This is a genomic window from Leifsonia shinshuensis (genome assembly GCF_014217625.1).
GTDB classification, from domain to species: domain Bacteria; phylum Actinomycetota; class Actinomycetes; order Actinomycetales; family Microbacteriaceae; genus Leifsonia; species Leifsonia shinshuensis_A.
Genome location: NZ_CP043641.1, coordinates 2,963,844 through 2,977,093, shown reverse-complemented (window position 1 = coordinate 2,977,093; position 13,250 = coordinate 2,963,844). Strand labels below are relative to the sequence as shown.

At 70.2% G+C, this 13,250-nt stretch carries 17 protein-coding genes; 10 read left to right on the top strand and 7 right to left on the bottom strand.

Annotated features, from left to right (window positions below; translation table 11 throughout):
* Positions 1-53: 53 nt before the first annotated feature.
* Entirely contained in the window at positions 54-695 is a 642-nt protein-coding gene (locus tag F1C12_RS22735; protein ID WP_258045916.1) for a hypothetical protein, read from the bottom strand.
* A gap of 67 nt (positions 696-762) precedes the next feature.
* Positions 763-2,019 carry an APC family permease gene (locus F1C12_RS14410; RefSeq protein WP_185275620.1) on the bottom strand — a complete coding sequence of 419 codons (1,257 nt, stop codon included), beginning with the start codon at positions 2,017-2,019 and terminating at the stop codon, positions 763-765.
* Positions 2,020-2,102: 83 nt separating this feature from the next.
* Between F1C12_RS14410 and F1C12_RS14405 the strand changes: the two genes are divergently transcribed.
* The 5 genes from F1C12_RS14405 to F1C12_RS14385 are packed head-to-tail and all read left to right on the top strand — an operon-like array spanning position 2,103 to position 5,347.
* Complete coding sequence (locus F1C12_RS14405) at positions 2,103-2,543, top strand: MarR family winged helix-turn-helix transcriptional regulator (RefSeq protein WP_185275619.1); 441 nt, start codon at positions 2,103-2,105, stop codon at positions 2,541-2,543.
* Complete coding sequence (locus F1C12_RS14400; RefSeq protein ID WP_219732619.1) at positions 2,540-3,946, top strand: MFS transporter; 1,407 nt, start codon at positions 2,540-2,542, stop codon at positions 3,944-3,946. Before F1C12_RS14405 ends, F1C12_RS14400 begins: the two co-directional genes overlap by 4 nt.
* A gap of 31 nt (positions 3,947-3,977) precedes the next feature.
* Positions 3,978-4,331 (top strand): VOC family protein, encoded by a 354-nt coding sequence (locus tag F1C12_RS14395; RefSeq protein ID WP_185275617.1) that lies wholly within the window; start codon positions 3,978-3,980, stop codon positions 4,329-4,331.
* Positions 4,328-4,774, top strand: a complete 447-nt coding sequence (locus tag F1C12_RS14390) for a MarR family winged helix-turn-helix transcriptional regulator (RefSeq protein WP_185275616.1) — start codon at positions 4,328-4,330, stop codon at positions 4,772-4,774. The genes F1C12_RS14395 and F1C12_RS14390 overlap by 4 nt, the downstream gene beginning before the upstream one ends.
* 9 nt (positions 4,775-4,783) lie before the next feature.
* Entirely contained in the window at positions 4,784-5,347 is a 564-nt protein-coding gene (locus tag F1C12_RS14385) for a hypothetical protein (RefSeq protein WP_185275615.1), read from the top strand.
* On the opposite strand, the gene F1C12_RS14380 is transcribed toward F1C12_RS14385, so the two are convergent.
* The 3 genes from F1C12_RS14380 to F1C12_RS14370 form a co-directional block, all read right to left on the bottom strand.
* Positions 5,328-5,891: a dihydrofolate reductase family protein gene (locus F1C12_RS14380; protein WP_185275613.1), complete on the bottom strand. Its 564-nt coding sequence runs from the start codon at positions 5,889-5,891 to the stop codon at positions 5,328-5,330. The two genes, F1C12_RS14385 and F1C12_RS14380, sit on opposite strands and share 20 nt — an antisense overlap.
* Before the next feature lie 43 nt (positions 5,892-5,934).
* Positions 5,935-6,093, bottom strand: coding sequence for a hypothetical protein (locus F1C12_RS14375; protein WP_185275611.1), 159 nt, complete (start codon positions 6,091-6,093; stop codon positions 5,935-5,937).
* Between the two features lie 192 nt (positions 6,094-6,285).
* Positions 6,286-6,699, bottom strand: a complete 414-nt coding sequence (locus F1C12_RS14370; RefSeq protein ID WP_185275610.1) for a MerR family transcriptional regulator — start codon at positions 6,697-6,699, stop codon at positions 6,286-6,288.
* 130 nt (positions 6,700-6,829) lie between these two features.
* Here F1C12_RS14370 and F1C12_RS14365 point away from each other — a divergent pair, with 130 nt between their 5' ends.
* A complete protein-coding gene (locus F1C12_RS14365; RefSeq protein WP_185275609.1) occupies positions 6,830-7,048 on the top strand; it encodes a hypothetical protein in 219 nt (72 codons plus the stop codon).
* A gap of 61 nt (positions 7,049-7,109) precedes the next feature.
* Positions 7,110-7,589, top strand: coding sequence for a 2'-5' RNA ligase family protein (locus F1C12_RS14360; protein ID WP_185275608.1), 480 nt, complete (start codon positions 7,110-7,112; stop codon positions 7,587-7,589).
* 7 nt (positions 7,590-7,596) lie between these two features.
* Here the strand turns inward: F1C12_RS14360 and F1C12_RS14355 are convergent, their stop codons facing one another.
* Positions 7,597-8,040, bottom strand: coding sequence for a MarR family winged helix-turn-helix transcriptional regulator (locus F1C12_RS14355; RefSeq protein ID WP_219732618.1), 444 nt, complete (start codon positions 8,038-8,040; stop codon positions 7,597-7,599).
* Between the two features lie 38 nt (positions 8,041-8,078).
* A complete protein-coding gene (locus F1C12_RS14350; RefSeq protein WP_185275606.1) occupies positions 8,079-8,894 on the bottom strand; it encodes a shikimate 5-dehydrogenase in 816 nt (271 codons plus the stop codon).
* A 102-nt stretch (positions 8,895-8,996) separates the two neighbouring features.
* Between F1C12_RS14350 and F1C12_RS14345 the strand changes: the two genes are divergently transcribed.
* The 3 genes from F1C12_RS14345 (at position 8,997) to mmsB (ending at position 13,229) form a co-directional block, all read left to right on the top strand.
* Positions 8,997-10,187 carry an ROK family transcriptional regulator gene (locus F1C12_RS14345; RefSeq protein ID WP_185275605.1) on the top strand — a complete coding sequence of 397 codons (1,191 nt, stop codon included), beginning with the start codon at positions 8,997-8,999 and terminating at the stop codon, positions 10,185-10,187.
* A 145-nt stretch (positions 10,188-10,332) separates the two neighbouring features.
* Positions 10,333-11,880 (top strand): multiple monosaccharide ABC transporter ATP-binding protein, encoded by a 1,548-nt coding sequence (mmsA, locus tag F1C12_RS14340; RefSeq protein ID WP_185275604.1) that lies wholly within the window; start codon positions 10,333-10,335, stop codon positions 11,878-11,880.
* Positions 11,880-13,229, top strand: coding sequence for a multiple monosaccharide ABC transporter permease (gene mmsB, locus F1C12_RS14335; protein WP_185275603.1), 1,350 nt, complete (start codon positions 11,880-11,882; stop codon positions 13,227-13,229). Before mmsA ends, mmsB begins: the two co-directional genes overlap by 1 nt.
* Positions 13,230-13,250: the final 21 nt, after the last annotated feature.

The window sequence follows — 13,250 nt, the reverse complement described above, 5'->3', positions numbered from 1 at the left end:
GTCGCTCGTGGGCGCGGTGTCGTTGATGGCGACGGTCGCCGGTGCGGCGGTGCTCACCGCGGTCTGGCGCTGGGTCCAGAACGTGTCTCCGGATGTCGCCAGGTCTTCGTCCACCTTCGTCTGGCCCGACCCGACCGTGCGTGCCGTCGCGGTGTCCCAATCGTCACCGACCCCCACAGCCAGGACCCCGTCCGGGTGGTCGTGAGCGTCGCGGACGGCGCGCCTGTCGCAGCGCTCGCCCCCGCGACGGCGCCTGCGGCAGCGGTATCGGCCCCGGTGAAGCTGACCACCGTGATCGCCGCGAGACCCGTGCCTGTGTGGGTGGCCGAGACGGTCGCATTGCTGATTACGCCGTTCGAGACGGCCTGCCAGATCTCCGCCGTCCCGTATTGGGCGTTCGCCCGTTTGCGGAGTTGCCAGGTGAGCCCGGCGCCGGTGACCGCGGAGAACGTCTCGCTCCCTGCGATGGCCGGTCCGTCCGCGGTGACGAAAGCGAGGAGGAGCTCCCCGCCCTGCGCCGAGCTGAACGCGGGTGAGACCACGGTCGAGGAGGCGCTCGTCTGGTGTCCGCTGACCACCACATCGGTGGCGAGCGTGGTGGCGGCGGAGGCGGCCGCGACGGGGGTGAGGGAGAGCCCGGCGAGGGCAGCGAGCGCGAGGAGGGCGACAGGCCGCGCCCGATGCAGGATAGACATGAGTGAACCTCATTCGAATGCTACCTGCGAGGTTCCTACAATCGCCACCCGATGTAAATAGCGCGTCTCAGCGGGCGACCCGCAACCGCACCACCCGATACCCCACCCCCACCGCGAGCACCACGATCCCCGCGACGATCGCCCCCACCGGCAGCGTCACCACCAGCACCAGGCACCCCACTGCGCCCACGACGGCCAGCGCCCGCGGGTAGCGCCGCCGCGACCGGTCCTGCGTCCATGCCGACAGGTTCGCGACGAAGTAATAGAGGAGCACGCCGAACGACGAGAAGCCGATCGCGCCGCGGAGGTCGGTGACCGCCACCAGGACGCAGACCACGAGGCCGAGGGCGAGTTCGGCGCGGTAGGGGACGTGGAAGCGCGGGTGAACCGCGGCGAACGAGCCCGGGAGGTCGCGGTTGCGCGCCATCGCGAGGCTCGTGCGGCCGATGCCGGCGATCATCGCCAGGAGCGCGCCGAGGGCGGCCGCGGCGGCGCCGATCCGGATGACGATGCCGGGCCAGTCCGCGCCCGTCGCGTCGGCGACCGCGCTGAGTGGGGCCGGGGACGACGCGAGTCCGGCGGGGCCGAGCGCGTGGAGGGCGGAGACGGCGACGAGCGTATAGACGACCAGTGCGATCGTGAGTGCGGTGGTGATAGCGCGCGGGATGGTGCGGGCCGGGTCCACGACCTCCTCGCCCATGGTCGCGATCCGGGCGTAGCCGGCGAACGCGAAGAAGAGGAACCCGGCCGACTGGAGGACGCCGTAGACCGTCGGGGGCGTGCCGGGGGTGGTGGCGCTCGCCGCGGTGTGGGTGAAGCCGATGACGACGGCCAGGGTGAGGGCGAGGAGGGCGACCGCGACGAGGATGCGGGTGAGGAGGGCGGTCCGCGTGATCCCGAGCGTGTTGACGACGGTCAGCACGATGACAGCGAGGATGGCGACCGGCTTCACCCACACCGTCGGCACCGCGTACGTGGCGAAAGTGATCGCCATGGCCGCCGAGCTCGCGGTCTTTCCGACGACGAACGACCAGCCGGCGACGAAGCCGGGCCATTCGCCGAGCCGTTCGCGTCCGTAGACGTAGGTGCCGCCCGAGGTCGGGTACTGCGCCGCCAGCTGCGCGGAGGAGGTCGCGTTGCAGAACGCGATGAACCCGGCCAGCACCAGGCCGATCAGCAGTCCCGCACCCGCGGCGGCCGCGGCCGGAGCGAAGGACGCGAAGATCCCGGCGCCGATCATCGAGCCGAGGCCGATCACCACGGCGTCGCCCAGGTTCAGTCGCCGCGCGAGGGCGCCGGGCGGAGGCGAGGCGGGAGCGGTCACGGGCGGCAGCTTAGCCGCGTCGCGTGAATGACAATTAGACAGTCTTGACTGCACAGTTGAGACTGAACAGCTAGACTGGCGATATGCCCGATCCCTCCGCCTCCTCCATCCGCGCGGCGCTCGACCTCCGCGTCGCGTTCGCCCGGCTCCGCCGCCGCCTGCGCGAGGTGGCGACCGAGCCCGCCGGGCTCAGCGCCCAGCAGTCGTCCGCGCTGGCGCGCATCGGCAAGGGCGAGGGCAGCACGGCCTCCCGACTCGCAGAGCTGGAGGGCGTCCGCCCGCAGTCGATGGCCACCACGATCGCATCGCTCGAGGAGCTCGGCCTCGTCATCCGCACACCCGACCCGACCGACGGGCGGCGTCAGCTCGTGTCGCTCACCGACGCGGGCCGGGAGGCCGAGAGCGGCAACCTCGACGCCCGCCGCGAATGGCTCGTCGAGGCCATGGAGGAGCGGCTCACCGAGGAGGAGCGCCAGACCGTGCTCGCGGCGACGCTCCTGATCGAGAAGCTGGTGCGTCCGTGATCGACCTCATCGCCGCCAAGCCCGGCCCCGCCGACCGGTTCGACCGCCGGCTGCTCGCGCCGATGATGATCGGCGCCGTCCTCAACCCGGTCAACTCGTCGATCATCGCGGTAGCGCTCGTCCCGATCGCGACTGCGCTGGGCGCCCCGGCGTCCGAGAGCGCGTGGCTGGTGTCCTCGCTCTACCTGGCGACCTCCATCGGGCAGCCGCTCGTCGGCCGCCTGGTCGACATGTTCGGGCCGCGGCGGCTGTCGATCGCCGGCGCCATCCTGACCGGGCTCGCGGGCGTGATCGGCGTCTTCGCGCCGAACATCGCGGTGCTGGTGATCGCGCGCGTCGTCCTCGGCTTCGGCACCTGCGCCGGCTATCCGGCGGCCATGTACCTGATCCGCAGCGAGGCGACCCGCACCGGGATGCGGAGCCCGGCGGGCGTGCTGACCGCGCTGTCGGTGACCACCCAGACCATCGCGGTCATCGGTCCGACGCTGGGCGGCCTCCTGATCCAGGTGGGCGGCTGGCGGGCGACGTTCGCGGTGAACATCCCGCTGGCCATCGCGTCGCTCGTGCTCAGCCTCTTGTTCCTGCCGAAGTCGACGGCGCTCGACGCGACGCGACCGGCCCGCGGGCGCCTCGACTACCTCGGCATCGCGCTGTTCGCCGGCACCCTGGTGAGCCTCCTGCTCTTCCTGATGAACATCCACCTCGCGCAGCTGTGGCTGCTGGTGCTGGCAGCGGTGTTCGGCGCGGCCTTCGCGCTGTGGGAGCTGCGCCGCGCGGACCCGTTCATCGACGTGCGCGTGTTCGCGGGCAACGTCCCGCTGCTGGTCACCTATGCGCGCGGGGTGCTTGCCGCGACCGTCTCGTACTGCTACCTCTACGGGTTCACGCAGTGGTTGGAGGGCGGACGCGGCCTGTCCCCGGCGGCGGCGGGGCTCATCCTGCTGCCGACCTTCGGCATCGGGATCGTCGTCGCGTCGGTGTTCGGGAGGAAGCCGGAGATCCGCTGGAAGCTCATCGTCGGCGCCGCCGGCCAGATCGTGATGGCGGTGCTGCTCCTGCTCGTGGGACCGGAGGCCGCGATCTGGTCCCTGGTGCTCATCGCGATCGTCACGGGCGTCCCGCAGGGGCTCGTGAGCCTCGCCATCCAGAACACGCTCTACCACCAGGCGGACCCGGCGCGGATGGGTGCGACGTCGGGGCTGCTGCGCACGTTCATGTACGTGGGCGCGATGCTCGCCTCGGCGGCGACCGGCGCGTTCTTCCACACGACCGCCGACACCTCCGGCCTGCACGACCTGGCCTGGTTCATGCTGGGCGCCGGCGCGCTGTTCCTCGTAATCACCCTCGTGGACCGCTCGCTGCGCCGGGTGGACCGGCTCGCGACCGGCGCCACGGAGGATTGACAGGAGCCTGTCAATCATCCACGATGGGCAGATGACCGCACCGGTGACCCTGCAGCGCATCGTCGTGTCCACCCGCAGCATCCCGGCGGCGCTCAGCCTGTACGGGGGAGCGCTCGGCCTGGAGGTCGGGCGCAGAGCCGGCGACCTCGCCTGGCTGACGAGCGCCGACGGGGTGGAGGTGATGCTGCACGAGCGGGAGGCGCGGCCTTCCGACACGGCGGTGGCGATCGGCTTCGCCGTCGACCGGCTGGACGACACGGTCGCCGCGTGGGTCGCGGCCGGGGGAGCGCTGGTCGATCCTCCCGAGCGGCAGCCGTGGGGGGAGCGGATGGCGGTCGTCCGGGACGCGGACGGCCACCTGGTCTGCCTGAGCGAGCGCGCATGACCGAGGAGGGCGCGGGCCGGCTGCTCACGGAGCTCGTCGACGAGGTGTTCCGGCTCGCCGACGCCTTCTCCCGTGCCGGCGACGCGCTCGTCGCGGAGGACGGTCTGACGGCCTCCCGCTGGCTGACGCTCGGCGCTGTCGCGCACGGCCCGCTCAGCGTCGCGGAGATCGCACGGCGGCGCGGGATGCGGCGGCAGTCGGCAGCGGAGTCGGTCGGCCAGCTCGAGGCGGCCGGCCTGGTGACGCGCACGCCCGATCCGTCCGACGCGCGCGCCCCGCTCGTCGCGCTGACTGAGGAGGGCCGTCGCGTCCTGGACGGGATCCGCCCGCGCCGACTCGCCTGGGCCGAGGAGACCGCCCGGGTCGCGGACGAGCGGGAGCTGGCCGCGGCGCTCGACCTGGCCCGCCGTCTCCGACGCCGGCTGGACACCACCGCGCCGTAGAATCCCTACGTGTCCGAGGACGTCCCGGTGCTGAGCGAACCGCTCTTCGACGTGTTCGCGAGCGGGAGCTGGATCTTCCTTCCCGCCGGGCCCGCGCGCGGCGTCGCGATGGAGCTGGAGGCCGAGATCCTCGACGAGCAGTTCTCCTGGTGCGAGAACCCGCATCTCGGCGAAGGCTCCGGACTCCTCGTGCTCACCTCCGCCATGAACGGCTGGATGCTGCTGCACGGCGCGACCGAGACGGTCGGCTGGGCGGCCGGCCTCCTGAGCGAGCAGCGCGACCTGTACCGCGCGACGATCGACGTGCGGCTGCCGGCGATGAGCTGGAGCTTCCTGGAGCGCGGCGCGCCGACGCGCTCGGTCTCGGTCGAGCTCGGCGACGACGGGGGCCTCGTGACGCGCACCTCGGGCCATCCGCTGCCGTTCGAGTCGGACGGCCTCGACCTCCCCGGCACGGGCGCCGGCTTCGACGCCTTCTTCTACCCGGTGGCCATCCTGGGCGAGCACGGCGTCACCCTGCGCGATCTGGAGGTCGCGCTCGACCGGCCCAGCGTCACGCTGCGGGTGAGCTGACGCGGTAGCGCAGCATCACGGTCCCGGACCGGAAGGAGCGCTCCTCCAGCAGCTCCAGGTCGAGCATGAGGTCGGGCGGCAGCGCGGGCAGGCCGCCGCCGACCGAGACCGGCGCCAGGTACAGCTCGACCACGTCCACGAGGCCGGCGCGGAAGGCCTCCGCCGCGAGCGTCGGCCCGCCGACCGACACGTCGCCGGGTGCGGCCTCGACCAGGGCGCGCACGGCGGCCGGATCGAACACCGGCTCGATCGTCGTGCGCGGCGTCGTGACTCCGGTGAGCGAGGACGAGTAGACGATCTTGTCGGCGGCGCGCCAGATGTCGGCGTAGTCGCGGATCACGTCCGCTGCGTCGCCGCCGCCCATGCCCTGCCACACGCGCATGGTCTCGAACATGCGGCGGCCGTAGAGGTAGGTGCCGATGCCGCGCTCCCGGTCGTTGACGGCGGCGTGCACCTCCTCGTCGGGCGCGGCCCAGTCGAACGAGCCGGAGGTGTCGACGGTGTACCCGTCGAGGGACGCGAGAGCCGAGAAGACGAGGGACATGCGGCGACTCTAGGCCTCGATCGGGCGCGTGGGGAGGCCCGGATCAGTGCGGGAGGAGCACGGCCAGCGCCCGAAGCTCGTTCCCGAAGACCAGCGGCACGACGACGTCGAGCACGAATCCGATCACGAGAACCAGCGTCGCGGCGCCGGCCGCGAGGATGACCAGCGTGGAGAGGAGCCTGAGGTAGGCGTTGTCCGCCATCTCCGCGAGCGTTCCCCGTGCTCGCACCAATCCCCCCGGATGGTGGCGTTGTTCCAGCGTGGTCATCGGTCTCCCCCTCCTCGGCCGGCCCCTGGTCCGGCCGATGGGTGGCCGTCCGTCGGGCGGACCGGCCATGACATCAAGTCAAGCGGGAGGCGGCGCTGGGGGCATCGGCCGATGGGTGGGAGGGGGTCATCCCGTGGGATGATCTCCGGCGACCGTGCAGCCGTACCCGGTGTCCGGCGCCGCCGGAACCTCGCCGGTCGCCGTTGCGAGGCGTCGGGCGAGCTGCTCGCGGCGGGCCTCCAGGACGGCGATCGCGGCCTCCACCTCGGCGAGGCCGTCGAGGTAAGCGGCGACGGAGGCCGGGCACTCGTCGCTGCGGGCGTGGCCCGAGCCGAGGCAGGCGATGAACGGGGCGGCCTTGCCCGGTGGGATGCCGGTGGCCGCGAGCTCGCGGATCTCCCGGACCGCCCGCAACTGGGCGTCGTCGTAATCGCGGTAGCCGTTCGGCAGCCGCTCGGGCGCGACGAGTCCGAGGCGCTCGTAGTAGCGCACGGCCTTCACCGTCACGCCGGCGCGGCCGGCCAGCTCGCCGATCTGCATGTCCCACCTCGCGGAGCCTGGATGTTTCGCTCCGCCGTCAGCGTAAACCCTGACCCCCGGGTCATGGTCGAATCGCGCTACACTATTAGTTAGTGCCCTAACTATCCGAGGGTCGGTAGGAGAGAAGACGATGTCCGGTAGCTTCGCGCAGTGGTACGCGCGCTGGAACGCCAAGCTGATCCGCGTGGCCGGTCCGGCCCAGCTCGGCGCCGGGCATCCCGAGGGTCCCGACCTCCGTTCGCCGGCAGCGCCCTGCCCGATCTGCGGCCGGCCGATGACCGAGCACTCCGTGCTGCGGCCCGAGGGGCAGCGCGACGCGAGCCGGCTGGTCTGCCCGGTCGCCGCCTAGGCCCGGTTGCTCCCGGTGAGCCGGCTCGTCGTGGCGTCCGGCGTCGCGATAGTTTCGACGGATGCAACGCAGTTCGGCATCCCGGCTCTTGGCTGTCGCCGCCGTTCCCGAGCCACTTGAGAAGGGCGCTCGGTTCCCTCGCGCGGTCTGGCCTTCTCATGTCACCATCGCATCGAACTTCTTCGTCGATGCGTCGCCGACCGACGTTGTGGATGCGGTCCGTGCGGTCTGTCTCAGCGCCGGGCCGATAGCGATCCGGTTCGAGGGAATGGCATGGTTCGGCAGAGACGAGAACATCCCGGTTCAGCTTGTCGATTCGGCTCAGATCGTCGCACTTCACGAGCAGCTCGCCGACGTCCTCGAGGCGTTACCGCTTTTCGAGGCGGAGGAACCGCCCTATTGGCGCGCAGGCTATCGGCCTCATATGACCCACGTCGCCGGTCGGGACACGCCCGGGGGCGCTGAGCTCATACTCCGGCACGTGGTGATCGCAGACGTCGAGGGTGCGGATGCGACCGTGCTCGACGGCTTCTCGCTCTAGCGACGCCCTAGGCCTGGGGTTCCCGGACAGCCGCTGCGATGATCGTGCGCAGGCTCTCCCGCAGGTTCAGGATGTCGTCCATCGGCAGGCCGAGCCGTTCCACGATCCGCGGCGGGATCTTCTCCGCCTCGGCGCGCAGCCCGCGCCCGGCGGGAGTGAGGGTGACCTCCAGGGCGCGCTCGTCGGCCGAGCTCCGCCGGCGCTCGACGTAGCCGTTCGCCTCCAGCCGCTTGAGCAGCGGGGAGAGGGTGGCGGGTTCGAGCTGCAGCGCGTCGCTGAGCTCCTTCACCGAGCGCGGCTCGCGCTCCCAGAGGGCGAGCATCACGAGGTACTGCGGGTGGGTCAGGTTCAGCGGCTCCAGCACCGGCCGGTACAGGGCGATCACGCTGCGCGCGGCGACGGCGAGGCCGAAACAGACCTGATTCTCCAGGGCGAGGAGGTCTTCGGTCACGTCGGCCATTCTAGGCTCCGGGCCGGTCGCCGGCGTGGTCACTCCGCGCGGGAGAACTCCGACGCCCGCGCGATCTGGTCCGGTGTGAGCGCGACGCCGGTGTACCGCTCGAACTGCCGGGCGGCCTGGAGGGCGATGACCTCCGCGCCGGTGATGAGCCGCTTGCCCGCCGCCCGTCCGGCCGCGATGAGCGGGGTCTCCGACGGGAACGCGACGACGTCGAACACGACGGACGCGCGCTCCACGAAGGCCTCGCCGAACGACTGCGCGGACTCGTCGGCCCCGCGCATGCCGAGCGGGGTGACGTTCACGATCACGTCGAAGTCGGGCGCCGGATCCGCGGCCGTCCAGGTGTACCCGTACTTCTCGGCGAGAGCCGTGCCGGCCGCTTCGTTGCGGGCGAGCACGGTGAGGTCGTCGAAGCCCGCGCCGCGGAACGCCGCGACGACCGCCTTGGCCATGCCACCCGACCCGCGCACGGCGACCCGCGACGACGGATCGACCGCGTGCTCGCCGAGCAGCTGCGCGACCGCCTCGTAGTCGGTGTTGGACGCCGTGAGCAGGCCGTCCTCGTTCACGACCGTGTTGACGGACTCGATCGCGAGCGCCGACGGCTCCAGGTTGTCGACCAGCGGGATGATGGCCTCTTTGAACGGCATGGACACCGAGCAGCCGCGGAAGCCGAGCGCGCGGATCCCGCGGACGGCGCCCTCCAGGTCGTCGGTGGTGAACGCCTTGTAGACGAAGTTCAGCCCGAGCTCGTCGTAAAGGAAGTTGTGGAACCGCGTGCCGATGTTGCTGGGGCGGCCGGAGAGCGAGATGCAGACCTGCATGTCCTTGTTCAGGATGGGCATGCGTCCATTGTGGCAGGGCGCCTGAACACCTTCGCAGCGACCCCTACCCAACCGTTACGTTCACAACTTGACTACATCTCAGACATCATTCACTCTTATCGCATGACCGCCACTCAGGGTCTTCCCCCGCGTGGCGCACGCAATCCCGGGTCGCAAGGCGCGCTGAGGCACTTGAACCAGGAGCGGCTCGTCGAGTTCCTCCTGGCCAACGGACCATCCACCCAGGCTGAGCTGGCGCGCGGGACGGGACTGTCCACCGCCACCGTGTCCAACATCGTCCGCGACATGGCCGCGAAGGGGGTCGTCGCCACGTCTCCCGTGACCTCCAGCGGCCGGCGCGCCCTGCTGGTGCAACTCACCGACACCGGGGACATCGCGGTCGGCGTGGACTTCGGGCGCCGGCACGTTCGCATCGTGCTCTCGACGCTCGGCTACGAGGTGATCGCGGAGGAGGAGATGGCGCTCCCGCTCGGCTACGACGTGGCCGACGCGGTGCTGAAGGCCGCCGCGCTGCTCGACCGGATGCTCGTCGCCGGCACGCACGACCGGCAATCCGTCCTCGCGGTCGGGATCGGCATCCCCGGCCCGATCGACAGGCGGACCGGCACCGTGCTGCAAGGCGCGATCCTGCCGGAATGGGTGGGCGTGCGGCTTCGTGACCTGGAGGACGCCTTCCGGTTCCCGGTGGTCGTGGACAACGACGCCAACCTCGGCGCGCTCGCCGAGGTGACCTGGGGAGCGAACCGCGGAGTCCGCAACCTGATCTTCGTCAAGATCGGCACGGGCATCGGCGCCGGGCTGATCCTCAACGGCCTGCCGTACTACGGGTTCCTCGGGATCACCGGCGAGCTGGGCCACACGCCGGTCGCCGAGCAGGGCGTGATCTGCCGGTGCGGCAACCGGGGCTGCCTGGAGACCATCGCCTCCACGAGCGTGATGATCGAGACGCTCGGCCACGGGGTCAACGCCCCGGTCAGCACGGCGGACATCCTGCGGCGCGGACGCGAGCGCGACCCCGCCGTGCTGCGGGTGGTCAGCGACGCGGGGACCGCGATCGGGCAGGCCATCGGCAACATCGCGAACGTCATCAACCCGGAGCTGGTGCTCATCGGAGGCCCGCTCGTCGGGCTCGGGGACGCGCTCCTCGAGCCGATCCGCCGCGGCATCCAGCACAACGCCATCCCGGTCATCGCGGAGACGACGGTCGTGCGGATCTCGTCGCTCGGCGACCGCGCCGAGTCGCTCGGCGCCGCGGCCCTGGTGATCCAGGGCGCTCTCGACGGCAACGAGTAGGCGTCGCATCCCGGACACGGGATTCCGTTATGCATCCGTTGTCTTTACTATTTGACGCCAAGACTGAATTTAGCGTTTACTACTTAGGCGCAACCCACGCACCAGCACAGCCATTACCCAGCCCGAAGCACACCAAGGAGCGACGATGCCGTCGAACGCAGTCATCCTGCAGATGCGCGCCATCACCAAGGAGTTCCCGGGCGTGAAGGCGCTCGAGGATGTCTCCCTCACCGTCCACGCCAACGAGATCCACGCCATCTGCGGCGAGAACGGCGCAGGAAAATCCACGCTGATGAAGGTTCTCTCCGGCGTGTACCCGTTCGGGACTTATACGGGAGACATCGTCTACCAGGGCGAGGTCATGCGCTTCAAGGACATCAAGTCCTCCGAGCAGCGCGGCATCGTGATCATCCACCAGGAGCTCGCCCTCATCCCGGAGCTCTCGATCACCGAGAACATCTTCCTCGGCAACGAGCCAGGCCGCGGCGGCGTCATCGACTGGAACGAGGCCAAGCGCCGCGCCGTCGAGCTGCTCGCCCGCGTCGGCCTGACCGACGACCCGGACACCCAGATCAAGAACATCGGCGTCGGCAAGCAGCAGCTGGTCGAGATCGCCAAGGCGCTCAACAAGGACGTCAAGCTCCTCATCCTCGACGAGCCGACCGCCGCGCTGAACGAGGCGGAGTCCGCCCACCTGCTCGACCTGATCGTGGGCCTCAATCACAAGGGCGTCAGCTCCATCATCATCAGCCACAAGCTCAACGAGATCGAGAAGGTCGCCGACCAGATCACGATCATCCGCGACGGCCGCGCGATCGAGACCCTCGACGTGAAGGGCGACGGTGTCGACGAGGACCGCATCATCCGCGGGATGGTCGGCCGCACGCTCGAGAGCCGCTTCCCCGACCGCACGCCGGACATCGGCGACGTCCTCTTCGAGGTGCGCGACTGGGTCGTGCAGCACCCGCAGGTCGCCGACCGGCTCGTGGTCAAGAACTCCAGCTTCACCGTGCGCCGCGGCGAGATCGTCGGCTTCGCCGGCCTGATGGGCGCCGGCCGCACCGAGCTCGCGATGAGCGTCTTCGGCCGCTCCTACGGCACCTTCGTCTCCGGCGAGGCGTACAAGGACGGCAAGCCGATCCAGCTCCGCACCGTCTCCGAGGCGATCGACAACGGCCTCGCGTACGTGAGCGAGGACCGCAAGGTGCTCGGTCTCAACCTCCTCGACGACATCAAGCAGTCGATCGTCGCGGCCAAGCTGAAGAAGATCGCGAAGCGCGGCGTCGTGGACGACCAGCAGGAGTACGCGGTCGCCGAGGAGTACCGCAAGAACCTCCGGATCAAGACCCCGGATGTCGACCGAGGCGTGAGCACGCTGTCGGGCGGCAACCAGCAGAAGGTCGTGCTGGCCAAGTGGATGTTCACCGACCCGGACATCCTCATCCTCGACGAGCCGACGCGCGGCATCGACGTGGGCGCCAAGTACGAGATCTACGGCATCATCCAGCAGCTCGCCGCACAGGGGAAGGGCGTCATCGTCATCTCCTCCGAGCTGCCGGAGCTGCTCGGCATCTCCGACCGGATCTACACGATCTTCGAGGGGCAGATCACCAACGAGCTTCCCATCGCGGAGGCCACCCCCGAGACCCTCCTGAAAAGCATGACGTCGGCCAAGAAGAAGGCAACCCGATAATGACCACTCAGATCGAAGCGAAGAAGAAGTCCGGCGGGATCCGCGACCTCGGCAAGATGTTCGGCGGCGGCCAGTCCACCGGACGCCAGTTCGGCATCCTGGGCGCACTCGTCGTCATCGTCCTGCTGTTCGAGCTGCTCACCGGCGGCAAGACCCTCGACCCGGTCAACCTGATCAACCTGGTCAACCAGAACGCCTACGTGCTGGTGCTGGCGATCGGCATGGTCATGGTGATCATCGCCGGCCACATCGACCTGTCCGTCGGCTCGGTCGCGGCGGTCGTCGGCATCATCGTCGCGCAGGCGATGACGCAGTGGAACCTGCCCTGGCCGCTCGCGATCGTGCTCGGCCTCCTCGTCGGCGCCGTGATCGGAGCCTGGCAGGGCTGGTGGGTCGCCTACGTCGGGGTCCCGGCGTTCATCGTGACCCTCGCGGGCATGCTCATCTTCCGAGGCCTCAACCAGCTCATCGGAAACGCCAACACCATCCCGGTGCCGGACGGCTTCACGTTCATCGGCGGCGGCTTCCTGCCCGAGTGGGGCCCGGACACCGGCTACAACAACTCGACCCTCCTGCTCGGCATCGTCATCGCCGTGGTCATCGCGCTGCTGGAGGTCCGCACCCGCCGCAACCAGACGAAGATGGGCTCCGACAAGGCGCCGCTGTGGGTGAGCGTGTTCAAGGTCGTCGTGCTCGACGCCGTCGTGATCTACTTCACGTTCCTGTTCGCGGGCGGCCGCGTCGGCACCTCGTTCCCGGTCTCGGGCATCATCCTCGGCGTCCTGATCATCCTGTACTCGTTCATCACCCGGAACACGATCTTCGGCCGCCACATCTACGCGGTCGGCGGCAACTCGCACGCCGCCGAGCTGTCCGGCGTGAAGATCAAGCGCGTCAACTTCTACGTGATGATGAACATGTCGGTGCTCGCTGCGCTGGCCGGCATGATCGCCGTGGCCCGCTCGGTCTCGTCCGGCCCGCAGGACGGCCTCGGCTGGGAGCTCGACGCCATCGCCGCCGTCTTCATCGGTGGTGCTGCGGTCTCCGGCGGCATCGGAACCGTGGCCGGCTCGATCGTCGGTGGTCTCGTCATCGCGGTCCTCAACAACGGCCTCCAGCTCCTCGGCGTGACCAGCGACTGGGTCCAGATCATCAAGGGCCTCGTCCTCCTCATCGCCGTCGGCATCGACGTCTACTCGCACCGCCGCGGCGGCCCATCGCTGATCGGGCGACTGTTCGGAGGCCGCGGCCGCCGGGAGTCCGCGCTCGACGCGGCCGGCGCCGACCAGCCCGCCGTGGTCCCGACCGCGGACCCCGCGGAGGACTCCTCGCGGTCCCTGACCTCCTGACCTGCACCTTCCCGAACCCTG

Excerpts from the sequence above, each read along its gene's own strand:
- F1C12_RS14365 (WP_185275609.1), top strand. The coding sequence starts at position 6,830 with ATGTCCGGTAGCTTCGCGCAGTGGTACGCGCGCTGGAACGCCAAGCTG.
- F1C12_RS22735 (WP_258045916.1), bottom strand. The coding sequence starts at position 695 with ATGTCTATCCTGCATCGGGCGCGGCCTGTCGCCCTCCTCGCGCTCGCT.
- F1C12_RS14405 (WP_185275619.1), top strand. The coding sequence starts at position 2,103 with ATGCCCGATCCCTCCGCCTCCTCCATCCGCGCGGCGCTCGACCTCCGC.
- F1C12_RS14345 (WP_185275605.1), top strand. The coding sequence starts at position 8,997 with ATGACCGCCACTCAGGGTCTTCCCCCGCGTGGCGCACGCAATCCCGGG.
- mmsA (WP_185275604.1), top strand. The coding sequence starts at position 10,333 with ATGCCGTCGAACGCAGTCATCCTGCAGATGCGCGCCATCACCAAGGAG.
- F1C12_RS14395 (WP_185275617.1), top strand. The coding sequence starts at position 3,978 with ATGACCGCACCGGTGACCCTGCAGCGCATCGTCGTGTCCACCCGCAGC.
- F1C12_RS14350 (WP_185275606.1), bottom strand. The coding sequence starts at position 8,894 with ATGCCCATCCTGAACAAGGACATGCAGGTCTGCATCTCGCTCTCCGGC.
- mmsB (WP_185275603.1), top strand. The coding sequence starts at position 11,880 with ATGACCACTCAGATCGAAGCGAAGAAGAAGTCCGGCGGGATCCGCGAC.
- F1C12_RS14390 (WP_185275616.1), top strand. The coding sequence starts at position 4,328 with ATGACCGAGGAGGGCGCGGGCCGGCTGCTCACGGAGCTCGTCGACGAG.
- F1C12_RS14360 (WP_185275608.1), top strand. The coding sequence starts at position 7,110 with ATGCAACGCAGTTCGGCATCCCGGCTCTTGGCTGTCGCCGCCGTTCCC.
- F1C12_RS14370 (WP_185275610.1), bottom strand. The coding sequence starts at position 6,699 with ATGCAGATCGGCGAGCTGGCCGGCCGCGCCGGCGTGACGGTGAAGGCC.
- F1C12_RS14380 (WP_185275613.1), bottom strand. The coding sequence starts at position 5,891 with ATGTCCCTCGTCTTCTCGGCTCTCGCGTCCCTCGACGGGTACACCGTC.
- F1C12_RS14375 (WP_185275611.1), bottom strand. The coding sequence starts at position 6,093 with ATGGCGGACAACGCCTACCTCAGGCTCCTCTCCACGCTGGTCATCCTC.